This is a genomic window from Streptomyces lasiicapitis (assembly GCF_014646335.1).
GTDB classification, from domain to species: domain Bacteria; phylum Actinomycetota; class Actinomycetes; order Streptomycetales; family Streptomycetaceae; genus Streptomyces; species Streptomyces lasiicapitis.
Genome location: NZ_BMNG01000023.1, coordinates 57,734 through 73,585 on the forward strand (window position 1 = coordinate 57,734; position 15,852 = coordinate 73,585).

At 72.1% G+C, this 15,852-nt stretch carries 16 protein-coding genes; 8 read left to right on the forward strand and 8 right to left on the reverse strand.

Annotated elements, in window-relative coordinates; genetic code table 11:
- Positions 1-108: 108 nt before the first annotated feature.
- The 5 genes from IEY91_RS37800 (at position 109) to lnt (ending at position 4,788) form a co-directional block, all read left to right on the forward strand.
- Positions 109-1,092, forward strand: a complete 984-nt coding sequence (locus IEY91_RS37800; protein ID WP_189177387.1) for a LysR family transcriptional regulator — start codon at positions 109-111, stop codon at positions 1,090-1,092.
- 86 nt (positions 1,093-1,178) lie between these two features.
- A complete protein-coding gene (locus IEY91_RS37805; RefSeq protein WP_189177388.1) occupies positions 1,179-1,790 on the forward strand; it encodes a DUF2165 domain-containing protein in 612 nt (203 codons plus the stop codon).
- Between the two features lie 231 nt (positions 1,791-2,021).
- Positions 2,022-2,171: a hypothetical protein gene (locus IEY91_RS37810; protein WP_373288113.1), complete on the forward strand. Its 150-nt coding sequence runs from the start codon at positions 2,022-2,024 to the stop codon at positions 2,169-2,171.
- A 305-nt stretch (positions 2,172-2,476) separates the two neighbouring features.
- A complete protein-coding gene (locus tag IEY91_RS37815; RefSeq protein ID WP_164326544.1) occupies positions 2,477-3,019 on the forward strand; it encodes a nuclear transport factor 2 family protein in 543 nt (180 codons plus the stop codon).
- A gap of 107 nt (positions 3,020-3,126) precedes the next feature.
- Positions 3,127-4,788 (forward strand): apolipoprotein N-acyltransferase, encoded by a 1,662-nt coding sequence (lnt, locus tag IEY91_RS37820; RefSeq protein ID WP_229697505.1) that lies wholly within the window; start codon positions 3,127-3,129, stop codon positions 4,786-4,788.
- On the opposite strand, the gene IEY91_RS42160 is transcribed toward lnt, so the two are convergent.
- A complete protein-coding gene (locus IEY91_RS42160) occupies positions 4,712-5,617 on the reverse strand; it encodes a Gfo/Idh/MocA family protein (protein ID WP_229697506.1) in 906 nt (301 codons plus the stop codon). The two genes, lnt and IEY91_RS42160, sit on opposite strands and share 77 nt — an antisense overlap.
- 206 nt (positions 5,618-5,823) lie before the next feature.
- Here IEY91_RS42160 and IEY91_RS37830 point away from each other — a divergent pair, with 206 nt between their 5' ends.
- The gene (locus IEY91_RS37830) at positions 5,824-6,441 is read left to right on the forward strand and encodes a TetR/AcrR family transcriptional regulator (RefSeq protein WP_189177389.1); all 618 of its coding nucleotides are present in this window, start codon (positions 5,824-5,826) and stop codon (positions 6,439-6,441) included.
- Between the two features lie 217 nt (positions 6,442-6,658).
- Positions 6,659-7,252 carry a hypothetical protein gene (locus IEY91_RS37835; RefSeq protein ID WP_189177390.1) on the forward strand — a complete coding sequence of 198 codons (594 nt, stop codon included), beginning with the start codon at positions 6,659-6,661 and terminating at the stop codon, positions 7,250-7,252.
- A 50-nt stretch (positions 7,253-7,302) separates the two neighbouring features.
- Here IEY91_RS37835 and IEY91_RS37840 read toward each other — a convergent pair whose 3' ends face one another.
- From IEY91_RS37840 to IEY91_RS37870, 7 genes are all read right to left on the reverse strand, one after another.
- A complete protein-coding gene (locus IEY91_RS37840; RefSeq protein WP_164326541.1) occupies positions 7,303-7,821 on the reverse strand; it encodes a hypothetical protein in 519 nt (172 codons plus the stop codon).
- Between the two features lie 125 nt (positions 7,822-7,946).
- Entirely contained in the window at positions 7,947-8,630 is a 684-nt protein-coding gene (ung, locus tag IEY91_RS37845) for a uracil-DNA glycosylase (RefSeq protein ID WP_189177391.1), read from the reverse strand.
- A gap of 145 nt (positions 8,631-8,775) precedes the next feature.
- On the reverse strand, positions 8,776-10,308 hold the full coding sequence (locus tag IEY91_RS37850; RefSeq protein WP_164328712.1) for an ABC transporter substrate-binding protein: 1,533 nt from the start codon (positions 10,306-10,308) through the stop codon (positions 8,776-8,778).
- Positions 10,309-10,524: 216 nt separating this feature from the next.
- Positions 10,525-11,280, reverse strand: a complete 756-nt coding sequence (locus tag IEY91_RS37855; RefSeq protein ID WP_164326539.1) for an SDR family oxidoreductase — start codon at positions 11,278-11,280, stop codon at positions 10,525-10,527.
- Between the two features lie 51 nt (positions 11,281-11,331).
- Positions 11,332-12,093 (reverse strand): 3-oxoacyl-ACP reductase FabG, encoded by a 762-nt coding sequence (gene fabG, locus IEY91_RS37860; RefSeq protein WP_164326538.1) that lies wholly within the window; start codon positions 12,091-12,093, stop codon positions 11,332-11,334.
- Positions 12,094-12,320: 227 nt separating this feature from the next.
- Positions 12,321-12,671 (reverse strand): DUF3037 domain-containing protein, encoded by a 351-nt coding sequence (locus IEY91_RS37865; protein WP_164328711.1) that lies wholly within the window; start codon positions 12,669-12,671, stop codon positions 12,321-12,323.
- Positions 12,672-12,802: 131 nt separating this feature from the next.
- Positions 12,803-13,579, reverse strand: coding sequence for a HipA family kinase (locus IEY91_RS37870; RefSeq protein WP_189177392.1), 777 nt, complete (start codon positions 13,577-13,579; stop codon positions 12,803-12,805).
- 130 nt (positions 13,580-13,709) lie between these two features.
- Between IEY91_RS37870 and IEY91_RS37875 the strand changes: the two genes are divergently transcribed.
- Positions 13,710-15,845 (forward strand): S9 family peptidase, encoded by a 2,136-nt coding sequence (locus IEY91_RS37875; RefSeq protein WP_189177393.1) that lies wholly within the window; start codon positions 13,710-13,712, stop codon positions 15,843-15,845.
- Positions 15,846-15,852 lie beyond the last annotated feature (7 nt).

Here is a 15,852-nt window from a genome sequence, read left to right on the forward strand (position 1 = left end):
ACCAGAAGCAGTTGTTCCCTGCAGAAATCACCGATCGTGATGAATCGCGAATGACGCGTCGCGCATCACGCATCGCGCATCACGCATTCGTGTGGCAGGGGGAACCTCGTGGAACTGCGTCAGCTTCAATACTTCGCCGCCGTCGCCGAAGAGGGCGGCTTCAGCCGCGCCGCCGAGCGCCTCGGCATCGTGCAGTCGGCGGTCAGCCAGCAGATCCGCCGCCTGGAGCGGGAACTCGGCGTCTCCTTGTTCGACCGGTCCACACGGCACGTCCGGCTCTCCGGCGCCGGTGAGCGGCTGCTGCCCGAGGCGCACGCCGTGCTCGCGGCGGCGCGCCGCACCCGGGACGTCGCGTCCGCCCTCGCCTCGGGCACCGAGGGCCTGCTGCGCCTGGGCACCGTCCAGGGACCGGGCGACCGCACGTACCGCCTTCTGGAGGCACTGCGGCGTGCGGCTCCTCAACTCCGCGTACGGCTGCGGAGGTTGCCCCTCACCGAGCGGCTCGCCGCGGTGCGTTCCGGCGAACTGGACGCGGCGCTGGTGCGGGCGGCGCGGAAGGCGCCAGGGCTAGAGCTGCTGCCGGTGTGGAGCGATCCTTTGTACGTGGCGCTCCCCGCGGAGCATCCGGTGGCGGCCACAGCCGACGACGGGCTCCCACTGGGCCTCGACCAGCTCGCCCACCTGCCGCTGCGCCTCGCCCCGCGCGAGCACAACCCGCCCTTCCACGACCTGGTGACCGGCGCGGTGCGGGCGGCGACCGGAGCCGAACCGCTGCTCGGCCCGCCGTTCACCACCCTCCAGGAAACCCTCACCGGCCTCGCCGAGCAGAGCGCCGACGCCCCGTCCTGGACGGTGTTCTACGAGGTCACGGGGTTGCCGCCGATCCCCCACGTGACCGTACGCCGCCTCGCCGCCCCGACCGTCATCACATCGCTCGCCGTGCCGTCGGGGCCGCCGAGCCCACCGCTCCGGCAACTCCTGAGCGCGCTCGACGACATGGCACACCCAGCCCAACACACCTTGGAGGACGGGGTGTTGCCGCAGGCGTATGCGAAACAGGAGTGCACCACTGTGCCGCGAGTGAACCCCTGAGACCATGGGTCGACCGCGCGACCGCCCCGAGCACTCGCGCGGCCCGATCAGCAGCCGCACCAACCGTCCCCAGAGGGAGCCCCGGCATGACCGCCACGCCAACCACCAGCAAGAAGCGAGACGACCGGGGCCCCGCCCTGGGCGCGCCGACCGTGGCGGCGGCCGTGCTGACCGGAGTCGTCGCCCTCTACATCGCCCTCGTCGCGTTCGGCAACATCACCGACTTCGACAACAACCAGCAGTTCGTACGGCACGTCCTGGCGATGGACACGACCTTCAAGGACGACGACGTCATGTGGCGCGCCATCGAGTCACGCGCCCTCCAGGACACCGCGTACGTCGCCATCATCGCCTGGGAGACCCTGGCGGCACTCGTCCTCATCGCCGCGACGGCCCTGTGGGGCAGGGCGCTGCGCGGCCGGGGCGACGGCCACGGCCGCGCGCGGCGGCTCAGCACCGTGGGTCTGCTGATGCTCATGCTGCTGTTCGGCGGCGGTTTCATAGGGATCGGCGGCGAGTGGTTCGCCATGTGGCAGTCGGAGGACTGGAACGGCCTCGACGCCGCCACCCGCGTCTTCACCCTCTGCGGAATCGTGCTCCTCTTCATCCACCTGCCCTTCACGGGACGCGGCTCGGCCGACCCGGCACCCGACGCCGTACACGACTCGGCACCCCACTCGGCACCGAACCATCAGTAGACGTGCCATCCGTCACTGACAACCATCCTCCGGCCGGCTCCCGTTGGGCCCCAGTGACCCCCACCCGCCCCGCTGACCAGCGCGCACGCGCCAACTCGCGCCGGGCTCGCGCGCCTTGCGGCGCCTTGGCGCGATCACGTGCCGCAGGTGTGCGGTAGCTGACAGTTCCGATTGTCAGAGCTATCCCCTAGGCTTGACCGCATGCCCTTAACCCCTCAACCCCATGGTTCCGTGCGGTCGTCAGCCGAGTTGAACGAGCGGATACGAGGCCTCTGGCTCCGCGCCGGTGGCCGTCTCTCCATCGAGCAGCGCCGGGAGTACGAGCAGCTCGTGACCGAGTGGGCCGAGGCGGTGCGCGCGGAGATCGTGCAGGCCGCGTAAGCGGCGGGCGGGGGAACAGCCACATCTTCCTTGTGCAGGCCGCCAGTCGACCCCGAGGTCGATCGCTCCTCGTCAAGTAGTCCAGTAAGTCCAGTCATCAGGTCCCGAGTCGTCGAGTCATCTCCATACGCGTCGAGTCAACAAGCATCGAGTCATCGAGAAGCTCGTCCACGCACGCGAGCGTGCCCCACACGCTCGCGTGCGCATGCCCCTCAGCCTTCGGCCGCGCACCCGCGCCTCCCCGCAGAACGACGACTGTCGTACTGCCTCTTGGCTCCGCACCCCCGGTACCCAAGACTGACCCGATGACGCAGCGCGTGGAACTCGCCGCAGTCCTTGACCGTTTGGCCATCGACAGCCTCATCACCGACTACGCCATCGCTGTCGACGACGGCGACTGGGACGGCTACCGCCAGTTGTTCGCACCGGGCGGCAGGGCCGACTACAGGTCGGCGGGCGGCATCGAAGGAACCGGTCCGGAGGTCGGCGACTGGCTGGCGGAGACATTGCGGATGTTCGCGATGCGCCAGCACCTCATCGTCAATCGCAGGATCCGCTTCGACGTCCGCGAGCAGGACGTGGGCGACACCGCGCGCGTACAGGCGGACTACTCCAACCCCATGCGCCTCGCGACCGAGCACCGGCCCGACGCCGACGGTGCCCACGAACCGGCCGAAGGGACCACCGAGCCCGCCACCGCCCCCGACTTCGAATGCGGCGGCCGCTACGAATTCACCGCCGTGCGCACCCACACCGGCTGGCTCCTGCGCCATGTCCTCGTACAGGAGAAGTGGCGCAGACAGCACTGGTCCGCCCCGGCAACGCGAACCGGGCGCCCCCTGTCCTAGATCGTCGAGGGCGCGCACACTGGACGTACGACGGCGACGATCGCGACGACGGCGGACGACGGTGACGGCGGTGTCGGAGCCGAGTCGGGGCAGGGAGGCGCGCTGGCATGGAGGTACTGGGCGGCAGCCGGCGGCACCAGTGGGTGCCGTCCCGGACGCAGGCTCTGCGCCGGCGTCTGGGATCGGCCTTCGAGGCGCGCCAGTGGCACGCGGCGCTGGCCTCCCCGTGGCGGCGCGGAATCCTCGCCGCCCTGTGCGGGGCGCTACCCGCCCTGGCATTCCCCGCCCCCTCGTGGTGGTGGTTCGCGTACGTCGCGCTCGTGCCGTGGCTGCTGCTCGCCCGCTCGGCGCCGACGGGCCGCCGCGCCGCGCTCGACGGCTGGCTCGGCGGGCTCGGCTTCATGGTGGCGGTGCACCACTGGCTGCTGCCGAGCCTGCACGTCTTCACGCTCGTCATCGCCGCGCTGCTCGGACTGCTGTGGGCGCCGTGGGGCTGGCTCGTACGCCATCTCCTGGGCGGCGTCGCCTCACCCGGGCGGGCCGCCGCCGCGCTGCTCGTGCTGCCGTCCGGCTGGCTGATGGTGGAACTGGTGCGGTCCTGGGAGGGGCTCGGCGGGCCCTGGGGACTCCTTGGCTCCAGCCAGTGGCAGGTCGAGCCCGCGCTGCGGCTCGCGTCGGTCGGCGGTGTCTGGCTGGTCAGCGCCCTGGTGGTGGCCGTGAACACGGCCGTCGCCGCCCTCGTCGCCCACCGCGCCGCCCGCGTCCCCGCGCTCGCGGGCCTCGTCGCCGTGGCCGCCGCCACCTCCGCGGCCTGGACCTGGTCCCCCCGCCCCGACCCCGCCGGGCACGTCCGCGTCGCCGTCGTCCAGCCCGGCGTCATGAACGGCCTGGGCGGCGCCGACGAGCGCTTCGCCCGCGAGGAGCAGCTGACCCGCTCTCTGACGGGACACGACGTGGACCTGGTGGTGTGGGGCGAGAGCAGCGTCGCCCACGACCTGGCCGACCGGCCCGACCTCGCCGAGCGCATCACCGCGCTGTCCCGGGAGGTCGGCGCCGACATCCTGGTGAACGTCGACGCCCGCCGCTCGGACCGGCCCGGCATCTTCAAGAGCACGGTGCTCGTGGGCCCGGAAGGACCGACGGGCGATCGCTACGACAAGATGCGCCTGGTCCCCTTCGGCGAGTACGTCCCGGCCCGCTCCCTGCTGGGTTGGGCGACCTCTGTCGGCAAGGCGGCGGGCGAGGACCGCAGGCGGGGCGATCGGCCGGTCGTGATGGAGTTGGGGCAGGGGCTGCGGGTGGGCCCGCTGGTGTGCTTCGAGTCGGCGTTCCCCGACATGAGCCGCCACCTCACGCGCGAGGGCGCGCAGGTGCTGCTCGCGCAGTCCGCCACTTCGTCGTTCCAGCACAGTTGGGCGCCGCAGCAGCACGCGTCGCTCGCCGCGGTGCGTGCCGCCGAGACCGGCCGCCCCATGGTGCACGCCACGCTCACGGGCGTCTCGGCGGTCTACGGCCCGAGCGGCGAGCGCGTCGGGAAGCCGCTCGGCACCTCCGCGTCGAGCACGGCGGAGTACGAGGTTCCGCTGGCCACGGGCACCACCCCGTACGTGCGGTACGGGGACTGGCCGGTCCACACGGCGCTCGGCGTCCTCGCGCTGCTGTGCGTCGCCGAGGGCGTGCGGGCGTACCGGTTCAGGAGGCCTGCTCCTGAACCGCAAGGACCACCCGCTCGCACAGCTCATGGGTCTCCAGCGCGTCCCGGGCGCTGATCACCTTGCCCGCGCGCACGGAGTCGAGGAAGGCGAGCACGATCTGCTCGATGCCGCGCTGCCGCGCCACCGGCACCCAGTCGCCGCGCCGCCGCACGGTCGGCTGCCCCTTGTGGTCGACGACCTCGGCGAGGTTGAGCACCTGCCGCTTGGTGTCCTGACCGGAGACTTCGAGGATCTCCTCGGTGGACCCGCTCAGCCGGTTCATCACGCCGAGCGCGGTGAACCCGTCGCCCGCGAGCTGCAGCACGACATGTTCGAGCAGACCGCCGTCGAGGCGGCCGCGCACGGACACGTGGTCGACCGGTCCCGGCACGAGGAACCGCAGCGTGTCCACGACGTGGATGAAGTCGTCGAGGATCATGGTGCGCGGGTCCTCGGGCAGGCCCACGCGGTTCTTCTGCATCAGGATCAGCTCGCGCGGGTGCTCCGCGCACTGGGCGTAGCCGGGCGCGTGCCTGCGGTTGAAGCCGACGGCGAGGCTGACGCCGCGCTCCTCGGCCAGGGCCACGAGCCGCTCGGAGTCCGCGAGTTCGTACGCGATCGGCTTGTCGACATACGTCGCCACACCCGCCTCGATGAGCCGTGTGACGATCTCGGGGTGGACGGCGGTGGGCGCGTGCACGAACGCGGCGTCGAGGCCCTGGGCGAGCAGCGAGTCCAGGTCGGTGTGGCGCTGCGGTTCGGGGATGTGGTGGGTCGCCGCGACCCGCTCCAGGGTCGCGGGCGTGCGCGTCTGCAGGTGCAGTTCGACGCCGGGCTGCGTGGCGAGCACCGGGAGGTACGCCTTCCGCGCGATGTCTCCGAGTCCGATGCAGCCGACCTTCACCAGTGTCTCCCTACCGTCGTGCGACGGGACGCCCCTGCGCCCCCGCGTCCGTTCCCGCAGCATACGGGTCCCGGAATTCGCTGCTTCGGCCACGCTCTCACCTTGTCGCGCGCATAATTGGCGCAGGCGCAACCGCCGTCAGTACAGGCGCAGCGCCCGCACCGCACGGCTACTACATCTGTAGTTTCAGCGGTAGGCTGCACCCCATGTCTGTACGTGCCACGGGGGCAGCCCGCACCGAACTCATCGCCGACACCGCCCTGGCTCTGCTCGCCGAGCGCGGGATGCGCGGCCTCACCCACCGCGCGGTCGACGAGGCGGCGGGGCTGCCTCCGGGGTCGACGTCGAACCAGGCAAGGACGCGGCAGGCCCTCCTGGAAGCCGCCGTCCGCCGGCAGGCCGAGCGTGAGAACGACATCCTCACGCCGAGCGAGCTCCCCGGCCCGGCCGGCGACCGCGACTCCCTGGTCACCGGACTCGCCCTGGCCCTGCACCGCTTCCTTGCCGGCGACGACCACCGCGACCTGCTGCTGTCCCGCTACGAACTGGCCCTGGAGGCGACCCGTCGCCCCGAGCTGCGGTCGTACTACGACTCCTCCGGCGCCCAGTTCCGTGAACCGCTGTCCGCGCTGATGGTCGCGGCGGGCTCGAAGGAGCCGGAGCGGCACACGCTGTCGCTGGTGGCGTGGTGCGACGGCATGATGTTCTCGTGCGTCGCGGGCTCTTACCACGCGATCGCCCCGACGCTGGACGAACTGCGGGCCGGGTTCCGGGAGTTGCTGCGGGGGATGCTCGACGGGGACGACTCGGCCACTGGGGCCTGAGCGTCGGCCGGTGCCGCTGAAGGCGCTGGGGACGACGGTGTTCGTGGGGGCCGCGCGGGCGGCCGGCTCGGGGGCGGTCGGGGCTTCTGGGGGGCGTGCGTGACGTGGTGTCGCGCGCGCCGGTGTCACCCGTGCGGAGGATGCGGGTTGGTTCGTCGCTCCGCGGTGCGCCGGGGGCAGCAGAGTGGCGCGGGTGCAGCGATCGAAGAACAACCGAGTGCAGCGATCGACGAACACCGCAGTGCTTCTCGCGTCCGTGGCGGTCCTTGCGCTCTCCGGATGCGCGGGGGTGGATCGGACGGCTTGGCACGGCAAGGCGTCCGGCGGCCGGGCGGCCACGTATGCGGAGACTCCCACTCAGGCGCTGCCGCCGTGGCCTTCGAGCGCCGTGGAGGCTCCCGGCCATGACTCACTGGTGCGCGTGGGCCCGACGACGGCCCCGTCCCGCACCGAGTCCCCGCGGGCGACGGCCGGCCCGGACGCCGGCCCCTCGAACACGTCCGCCTCGTCCAGCGCCGACGCGACACCGACGCGCTCACGCCCCGCGGAGCGCGAGCGTGGGGACCGGCCCCGGCATGGGCACGGAAAGGGGAACGGGCGCGGGAACGGGCACGACGGCCGCCACCAGGACCCCCACGACCGTCACGACCACGACCGCCGTGACCACCACGACGACAAGGCCGCATCCCAGCAGGACGCCTCTCCCCGCGCCCACCCGGACCTGCGTCTGTGCGCCCTCGGCAAGGCGCACGGGGGCTGGGAGCCGGGCAGCAAGGAGGCGGTCATCTGCGTGGAGGCGTACGGCCGTTGAGCCGCGTACGCAGTCGGGTTCCCCCACCCCGCCGCAGCCCTCGCCCCCGCCTACTCCTCCACATCCCCCTCCCCCACCTGCGCCTCGAGCCGCTCCAGGGCCGCCCGGATGCCGTCCCCATAGCCGTCGTCCCCCAGCGCGCCCACCGCGCCGCGCGCCAGCCTCAGATGGCTGCGGGCGGCCGCCGGGCGGGCGAGCTTCACATAGTCCGCCGCCAGGTTCAGATGCAGTGAGGGGTAGAACCCGCGCACCGCGAGGGACTGGTGGTGAGCGCCGACGCGCTCGTCCGTCAGCTCGTGTGCCGCCGACAACGCCCTGAGGTCCCAGGCCAGTTCATCGGCCGGGTCCTGCTGGGTGTCCGCCATGTAGTGCGCGAGCGTGCAGCGGTGCAGGGGGTCGCCCTCCTCGCCGATCTCCGACCAGAGCGCGAGGAAGCGCGCCTGTGCCTCCTCGCGGTCGCCGGCGTGCTGCAGCATGACCGCCTGCCCGATCCGGGTCATCGTGGCGTCTTCGTCTTCCGCCGTCTGTTCCTGCTGCTCCGCCACCGCGTGGCCCTCCGCGTCCGCCATCGGATGTCAGTCGTCCGTCGGCCGCGGGGCCGCCGGCAGGCAGTCCCACGAACCGATGTCGACGCTAGCGGGCACCACTGACAATCACGGTCAGGCGCGGTGCGCGGCCGGGCGCTCCCGCCTGCTCAGCCCAGGTCGGGGATGCGCCAGTCGATGGCCTTGTGCCCCTGGGCCGCCACCGCCTCGTCGATCTGCGTGAAGGGGCGGGAGCCGAAGAACTTCTTCGCGGACAGCGGCGAGGGGTGCGCGCCCTTGACCACGACGTGCCGCTCGGCGTCGATGAGGGGCAGCTTCTTCTGCGCGTAGTTCCCCCAGAGGACGAAGACCGCCGGGTCGGGGCGCTCGGCCACCGCGCGGATGACGGCGTCCGTGAACTTCTCCCAGCCCTTGCCCTTGTGGGAGTTGGCCTCGCCGGAGCGGACCGTCAGGACCGCGTTCAGGAGCAGTACGCCCTGCTGGGCCCACGGCATCAGATAGCCGTTGTCCGGCACCGGGTGGCCGAGCTCCTCCTTCATCTCCTTGTAGATGTTCCGCAGCGAGGGCGGGGTCTTCACTCCGGGGCGGACCGAGAAGCACAGGCCGTGGCCCTGGCCCTCGCCGTGATACGGGTCCTGGCCGAGGACGAGGACCTTGACCTCGTCGAACGGCGTGGCGTCCAGCGCCGCGAACACCTCGTCGCGCGGCGGGAAGACCGGCCCCCTCGCCCGCTCCTCCTCGACGAACTCGGTGAGCTCCTTGAAGTAGGGCTTCTGCAGTTCCTCGCCGAGGACTCCGCGCCAGGACGCGGGCAGCATGGTGATGTCGGTCACGTCAACAACCTCCGGGGTGCGTTCAGTTCTGCACCACAGAACCTACCGGCGACCACTGACAATCGGCCGGGACCACCGGCCCACGCGCGCGGGGCCCGTCCATCACCACACCCACGCGCGCGGGGGCCCGCCCGTCACCGCACCCCTACCAGCTCGTCTTGCGCCCCAGCTCCCACATCATCATGATCGCCGAGGGGTCGAGGGCCCGCTCCCCGCCGGAGATCTCCTCGCTCGCCATCACGTACTGCTTGCCCTGCCACAGCGGCAGCAGCCGCACGTCGTCGACGAGGATCCGCTGCGCCTGCTCGAACTGGTCCACGACATTGCTGCGGTCGGCCTCCCGGCGCGAGCGCGGCAGCACCTCGTCGGTGAGTTCCCGGGACAGGTAGGGCATGTTGTGGACGTTGCGCTCGCCCACGAAGGGCGCGATGAAGTTGTCCGCGTCCGGGAAGTCGGGGAACCAGCCGCGTCCGAAGACGGGGTACTCGCCGTTCTTGTACGCCTTGTCGAACTTCTGCCACGGCGCGCCCTTGATCGTGATGCGGAACAGGCCCGAGCTCTCCAGCTGCCGCTTGATCTCGGCGAATTCCGGCGCGGTCGCCGAGCCGTAGCGGTCGGTGGTGTACCAAAGGGTGAGCGGGACGCGTTCGGTGATGCCTGCCGCGGTGAGGATTCGTTTCGCCTTGGCCGCGCTCGGGTCTCCGTACTCGTCGAAGAAGCCCGTGCCGTGTCCCGTGACCCCGCGCGGGACCATGGAGTACAGCGGCTCGACGGTGTCCTTGTAGATCTTGTGGGCGATGGCGCCGCGGTCGATGACCTGGGCGAACGCCTTGCGCACCGCGGGCTTGCGCGCCCACGGGTCCTTGGGGTTGAACACCAGGTAGCGGATCTCGGTGCCGGCGCCCTCGACGAGCCGGATCTCGCTCTTCTTGTCCGGGCCCTGCTGCTTCACGATGTCCTGGGCGCCGAGGCCGCGGAAGGTGACGTCCAGTTCCTTGGCGCGCAGCTCGTCCACCATGGCGTCGGAGTCGCGGAAGTAGCGGATGGTCACGGCGTCGTTCTTGCGGTCGGCCGCGCCTTCGTAGTGGCTGTTCCTGACGAGCTCGGCCCTGTCGCCCGCCCGGTAGTCCTTGAGCGCGTACGGCCCGGAGCCGCTGATCTCGTTGCCCTCGCGCACCTTGTCGGCCGGGTACTCGCTGGGGTCGACGATGGACATCGCGGGCGTGGCGAGCACGAACGGGAACGTGGCGTCGGGCTTGCGCAGCCGGAATATCACGGTCCGGTCGCCCTTGGTCTCGACCGTGCGCAGCGCGCCGAGCAGCCCGGCGGGGCCGCCCTCGACGTCGATGCGGCGCATCCGGTCGATGGAGAACTTCACGGCCCGCGCGTCCAGCGTGTCCCCGTCGGAGAACTTCAGGCCGTCGCGCAACGTACACGTGTAGACCATGCTGGAGGTGTCCGTGAACTTGCAGCGCTCCGCCGCGTCGGGCTGGGGCTGGGAGGCGCCCGAGGGGAAGCTCAGGAGCGTCTGGAAGACGTTCCTGTAGAGCTCCCAGGAGCCGTCGTAGGCCGCGGCGGGGTCGAGGGTGCTCGGCGCGCTCGTCGTGCCGACGGTGATCGCGTCCTCACCGTCGGAGCCACCGGAGGACAGCACACCGCATCCCGCGACCAGGGACATGGACGCCAGCAGCGTGAACGGCCGCAGACACCGCAGGTGAACTCTTCTGAACACGTGCACGCTCCTCGGTCTGCCGTGCCATGGGTCGGCAGACCATACCGCAGTGCCCCGCCATGCCAACTCGGCTCACCGGCGGGGCACTTCATGGGCGGAAACGTCACGTACGTACGACACCTCGCCCTATGCGAGGCTTCGACCGCATCTGTCCTGGGGCCGTCAGCCGACGCCCGCGTTGAGGAACATGCCGCCGTCGACCTGGAGCGTCTGGCCGGTGATCCAGTCGGACTGCGCCGAGGTCAGGAACGCGGCCGCGCCCCCGATGTCGGAGGGCACGCCGAGCCGGCCGAGGGGGTAGGCCGCCGCGGCCTCCTCCTCGCGGCCCTCGTACAGCGCCTGCGCGAACTTGGTCTTGACCACGGCCGGGGCGATCGCGTTGACCCGCACCTTGGGCGCGAACTCGTGCGCGAGCTGGAGGGTCAGGTTGACCATGGCGGCCTTGCTCATGCCGTACGCGCCGATGAACGGGGACGGCGCGACCCCGGCGATCGAGGCGATGTTGACGATCGCGCCGCCGTGCTCGCTCTGCCAGGCCTTCCAGGTGAGCTGGGCGAAGCCGAGCGCGGAGATCACGTTCGTCTCGAAGACCTTGCGGGCCACGTTCAGGTCGAGGTCGGCCATCGGCCCGAACACCGGGTTCGTACCGGCGTTGTTGACGAGGAAGTCGACGCGGCCGAACGCCTCCATGGCGCGCTCCACGGCGACGACCTGGTGCGCCTCGTCGTGGGCCTTGCCCGCGACGCCGATGACGCGGTCGGCGCCGAGCTTCTCCACGGCCTCCTTGAGCGCGTCCTCGTTGCGTCCGGTGATGCACACGCGGTCGCCGCGGGCGACCAGGGCCTCCGCGATGCCGTAGCCGATCCCGCGGCTCGCGCCGGTGACGAGCGCCGCCTTCCCGCTGTCCTGCACTGCCATCTGTGCCGTCCTTTGCGCTGGTGCTGGGCTGGTGCTTGTGGAAGCGGGGCGCTAGTTGAGCGGGCCGCCGGCGACGTACATGACCTGGCCGGACACGAAGCCCGCCGCGTCGCCGGTGAAGAAGGCGATGGCGTTGGCGATGTCCTCCGGCCGGCCGACGCGCTGCACCGGGATCTGGGTGGCGGCCGCGGCCTGGAAGTCCTCGAAGCCCATGCCGACGCGCTCGGCGGTGGCCTTGGTCATCTCGGTGACGATGAAGCCGGGCGCCACGGAGTTGGCGGTGATGCCGAACTTGCCGAGCTCCTTGGCGAGCGTCTTGGTGAAGCCCTGCATGCCGGCCTTGGCGGCCGCGTAGTTCACCTGGCCGCGGTTGCCGAGCGCGGAGGAGCTGGAGAGGTTGACGACGCGGCCGAAGCCCGCGTCCACCATGTGCGCCTGACAGGCGCGGGACATCAGGAAGGCGCCGCGCAGGTGCACGTTCATGACCGTGTCCCAGTCGGTGGCGCTCATCTTGAACAGCAGGTTGTCACGGAGCACGCCCGCGTTGTTCACCAGGATCGTGGGCGCGCCGAGCTCGGTCGCGATCCGCGTGACGGCGGCCTCGACCTGGGCCTCGTCGGACACGTCGCAGCCGATGGCGACGGCCTTGCCGCCGGCGGCGGTGATCTGCTCGACGGTGTCCTTGCAGGCGGCCTCGTCGAGGTCGAGCACGGCGACGGCGCGGCCCTCGGCGGCGAGCCGGACGGCGGTCGCCGCGCCGATGCCTCGCGCTCCTCCGGTCACGACCGCGACGCGCTGCTCAGTGGTGGACATGCTGGCTCTCCTCGCCCTTGGGATGCGGCTCTTGTGCGGCTCTTGCGGTGCAGTTCTTCTGGAGGTGCATGACCCCTGGTGAGCGACCGCTTAGTACCTTCAGCAGACGAGACGCTAGAAGCCCTGGCACGCGGTGTCAACGGCAGCCCGGCGCACTGTGACTCATTACGTCGCCCGGAGGCCGGGAACCGCCGCCCGGCGGCGCCTCACGGACCCGCGGACACGCCTCAGCGCACCAGCAGCTCGACGAGGCGCTCGACCTCCGCCGCCGGGTCCGCGGTCAGGCCCGTGTGCACCGGTCCCGGCTGGACGACGGTGGAGCGCGGCGCGATCAGCCACCGGAAGCGCCGGCCCGGGTCGTCCCCCGCCGCCTGCCCCGCCGCGTCCCCGCCCGCGCACACGCCCTCGACGGCCCGCAGCGCCGCCCGCACACCGGCCGCGTCGGCCGCCGGGTCCAGGGCCCGCAGTTTCGCCTCGTCCAGGTGCGTGCGGGCGGCCACGAAGGACTTGGCGCGGCAGTAGAGCACGACGCCCGCGTTGAACTGCTCACCGCGTTCCACGCGCGGGACGACGCGCAGGAGGGCGTACTCGAAGACGTCCCGCGCGGGGGCCTTGCTCTGGGGGACGTCCCGCGTGGGGGCCTTGCTCCGGGGGACGTCCCGCGCGGGGGCCTCGTTCGCCTTGGCGTCGCTCGCCTCGTTCATGTCGCTCACTTCGCGGCGCCTTCCAGGGTGATGCGTTCGTGGATGCTCTCCGCGCGCGGGAGCAGCGCGTCGGCGTACGCGTGCCGCACGGCGTCGGCGCTGTCGAAGCCGGGCTCGCCGGTCAGCCACTCGTCGGGGACGTCGGCCGTCACCTCGGCGAGCAGTTCCTTGGTGACCTGGGGGGCCAGCTCGGCGGCAGCGGCGGCGATGTCGGGGCCGTACGGCGCGAGGACGTGGTCGGACGCGTCGTAGGGCCTGGCGGACGCGGCCGGGGCCGTGGGCCAGTTGTGGTGCCAGATCATGCTCGCGCCGTGGTCGATGAGCCAGACGTCGCCGTGCCACACCAGGAGGTTGGGGTTGCGCCAGGAGCGGTCCACGTTGTTGATCAGCGCGTCGAACCAGACGACGCGTCCGGCCTCCAGCGGGTCCACCACGAACGCCAGCGGATCGAAGCCGAGGGCGCCCGGCAGATAGTCCATGCCCAGGTTCAGCCCGCCGCTGGACTTCAGGAGCTGCTGCACCTCCTGGTCCGGCTCGCCGAGGCCGAGCACCGGGTCGAGCCTGATGCCCGCGAGATCCGGCACGCGCAGGCCGAGGCGGCGCGCGAGCCGCCCGCAGATCACCTCGGCGACGAGCGTCTTGCGGCCCTGGCCCGCGCCGGTGAACTTCATGACGTACGTCGCGTACGTCCCCTGGCCGTCGTCCGTCTCTACGAGTCCGGGCAGTGATCCGCCCTCACGCAGCGGCGTGACATAGCGGACGGCGGTGACTTCGGTGAGCATTGCCCCAGGTTACTGCCGGGGTCCGACAGCCCGGACCGCTCCCCCGCGGCGCCGCCCGCGCCCCGCCGGACCGCCGCGCGGAGGCCGCCCGCCCCTGCCGCGCGGCCTCCGTGGTGCCTACAGTCACCCCATGAACTCCCCTGATCTCCCGGCCCAGTTCGCCCGCACGCACCGCTTCGCGTTCGGCGTCCCGCGCGGCTTCACGGTGTCGCGGGACGGCGACCGCGTGCTGTTCCTGCGCTCGACGGCGGGCGACGACCCGGTCAGCAGACTCTGGCTGTACGAGGTCGGCGCGGACGGCGCGCACGGCGCCGAGCGGATGCTCGCGGACCCGCTGACGCTCGGCGGCGGCGCCGACCCGGTGCCCGAGGCCGAACTCGTGCGCAGGGAACGCGCGCGGGAGGCCTCCCAAGGAGTGGTGGCCTTCGCCGCCGACGCCCACGCGCGCGTGGTCGCCTTCGCGCTGTCGGGGGTCCTGTGGACGGTGCGTACGGACAGCGGCGCGCCGCGCAGGATCGACACCGCGGGTCCCGTGGTCGACCCGCGCCCGTCGCCCGACGGCTCGCTCATCGCGTACGTCACCGGGGGCGCCCTGCGCGTGGTGGGCGCCGACGGCACGGCCGACCGGGCGCTCGGCGAGCCCGAGGGCGACGACGTCACGTACGGACTCGCGGATCATGTGGCCGCCGAATCCATGGGCAGGCACCGGGCGTTCTGGTGGTCGCCGGACGGCGACGCCCTGCTCGTCGCACGCGTGGACACCGCGCGCGTGCGGCGCTGGTGGCTGTCGGATCCCGCCCACCCGGAACGGCCGCCGCGCTCCGTGCCGTACCCGGCGGCGGGCACCGCCAACGCCGGGACGACGCTGCACATCCTGCGGACGGACGGCTCGCGCGCGGCGGTCCGGACGCCGGAGAAGGTGGCGGAGCACCACCTGGCGGGCGCGTGGACGGACGCCACGCTGGAGTACGTCCTGCGGGCGTCGTGGGACGCGCACGGGCCGCAGGTCACGCTGCAGACCCGCGACCAGCGCTCCGCGTACGTCCTGGAAGTCGACCCGGAGAGCGGCGAGTCCGAGGTGGTCTGCCACCAGCGCGAGCGCCCGTGGCTGGACCTCGTGCCAGGCACCCCGGCGCGCCTTGCGAGCAGCGCGCCGGTCCGGCACCGGCAGGTCGACAGCGATACCGCGGGCCTGCGCGTGGGAGAGGTGCTGACGCCGCCCGGACTGCACGTGCGCGAAGTGCTGGCCACCGTGGGCGAGCGCGTGTGGTTCACGGCTTCGGAGGAGCCCACGGATGTCCACGTGTGGTCGCTGTCGGCGCTCGACGAGACGGGCGAACCGGAGCGTGTCAGCGACGGCCCCGGCGTGCACACCGCCGCGGTCGGCGGCGACACCGTGGTCCTGGACAGCAGGACGCCGGACGGGCACACGGTGACCGTCCTGCGCGCGGGGAAGCCGGACGGGCACATGGCGGTGCTCTCCGAAGAGCCCGTCGTCGTGCCCGCGCCGCGTCATCTCACGCTCGGGGAGCGCGCGGTGCGCGGCGCGCTGTTCCTGCCGTCCTGGCACACACCGGGGTCCGGGAAGCTGCCTGTCCTGCTGTGCCCCTACTCGGGCCCTGGCATCCAGCTCGTGGTGCACGCGCGCGCGTGGTGGACGGTTGTCGCGCAGTGGTTCGCCGAGCAGGGCTTCGCGGTGCTCATCGCGGACGGACGGGGCACTCCGGGGCGCGGGCGTACCTGGGAACACGCGGTGTACGGCGATCAGTTGACGCCCGTGCTCGACGACCAGGTGGACGCGCTGCGCGCCGCGGCCGAGCTGCACCCGGAGCTCGATCTGGGGCGGGTCGGCATCCGCGGCTGGTCGTTCGGCGGCTATCTCGCGGCGGGCGCGGTGCTGCGCCGACCGGACGTCTTCCACGCGGCGGTGGCCGGGGCCGCGCCCTCGGACCTGCGGCTCTACGACACCCACTGGAAGGAGCGCTTCCTCGGCCACCCCGACGTCCAGACGGAGCACTACGAACGCTGCTCCCTGCTCGCCCACGCGCACCAGCTCTCGCGGCCGTTGATGCTGGTGCACGGCCTGTCGGACGACAACGTCCTGCCGGTGCACACCCTGCGGCTCTCGGCGGCGCTGCTCGCCGCGGGCCGTCCGCACACCGTGCTGCCGCTGCCCGGAGCGAGCCACATGGTCGCGCGGGAGGACGTTGCCGCCAATCTGCTGAATCTGGAGCTCGACTTCCTGAAAAAGTCGTTGAACGCCTGAACGACAC

Excerpts from the sequence above, each read along its gene's own strand:
- fabG (WP_164326538.1), bottom strand. The coding sequence starts at position 12,093 with ATGTCCACCACTGAGCAGCGCGTCGCGGTCGTGACCGGAGGAGCGCGA.
- IEY91_RS37875 (WP_189177393.1), top strand. The coding sequence starts at position 13,710 with ATGAACTCCCCTGATCTCCCGGCCCAGTTCGCCCGCACGCACCGCTTC.
- IEY91_RS37850 (WP_164328712.1), bottom strand. The coding sequence starts at position 10,308 with ATGTCCCTGGTCGCGGGATGCGGTGTGCTGTCCTCCGGTGGCTCCGAC.
- IEY91_RS37840 (WP_164326541.1), bottom strand. The coding sequence starts at position 7,821 with ATGGCGGACGCGGAGGGCCACGCGGTGGCGGAGCAGCAGGAACAGACG.
- IEY91_RS37855 (WP_164326539.1), bottom strand. The coding sequence starts at position 11,280 with ATGGCAGTGCAGGACAGCGGGAAGGCGGCGCTCGTCACCGGCGCGAGC.
- lnt (WP_229697505.1), top strand. The coding sequence starts at position 3,127 with ATGGAGGTACTGGGCGGCAGCCGGCGGCACCAGTGGGTGCCGTCCCGG.
- IEY91_RS37870 (WP_189177392.1), bottom strand. The coding sequence starts at position 13,579 with ATGCTCACCGAAGTCACCGCCGTCCGCTATGTCACGCCGCTGCGTGAG.
- IEY91_RS37805 (WP_189177388.1), top strand. The coding sequence starts at position 1,179 with ATGACCGCCACGCCAACCACCAGCAAGAAGCGAGACGACCGGGGCCCC.
- IEY91_RS37830 (WP_189177389.1), top strand. The coding sequence starts at position 5,824 with ATGTCTGTACGTGCCACGGGGGCAGCCCGCACCGAACTCATCGCCGAC.
- IEY91_RS37815 (WP_164326544.1), top strand. The coding sequence starts at position 2,477 with ATGACGCAGCGCGTGGAACTCGCCGCAGTCCTTGACCGTTTGGCCATC.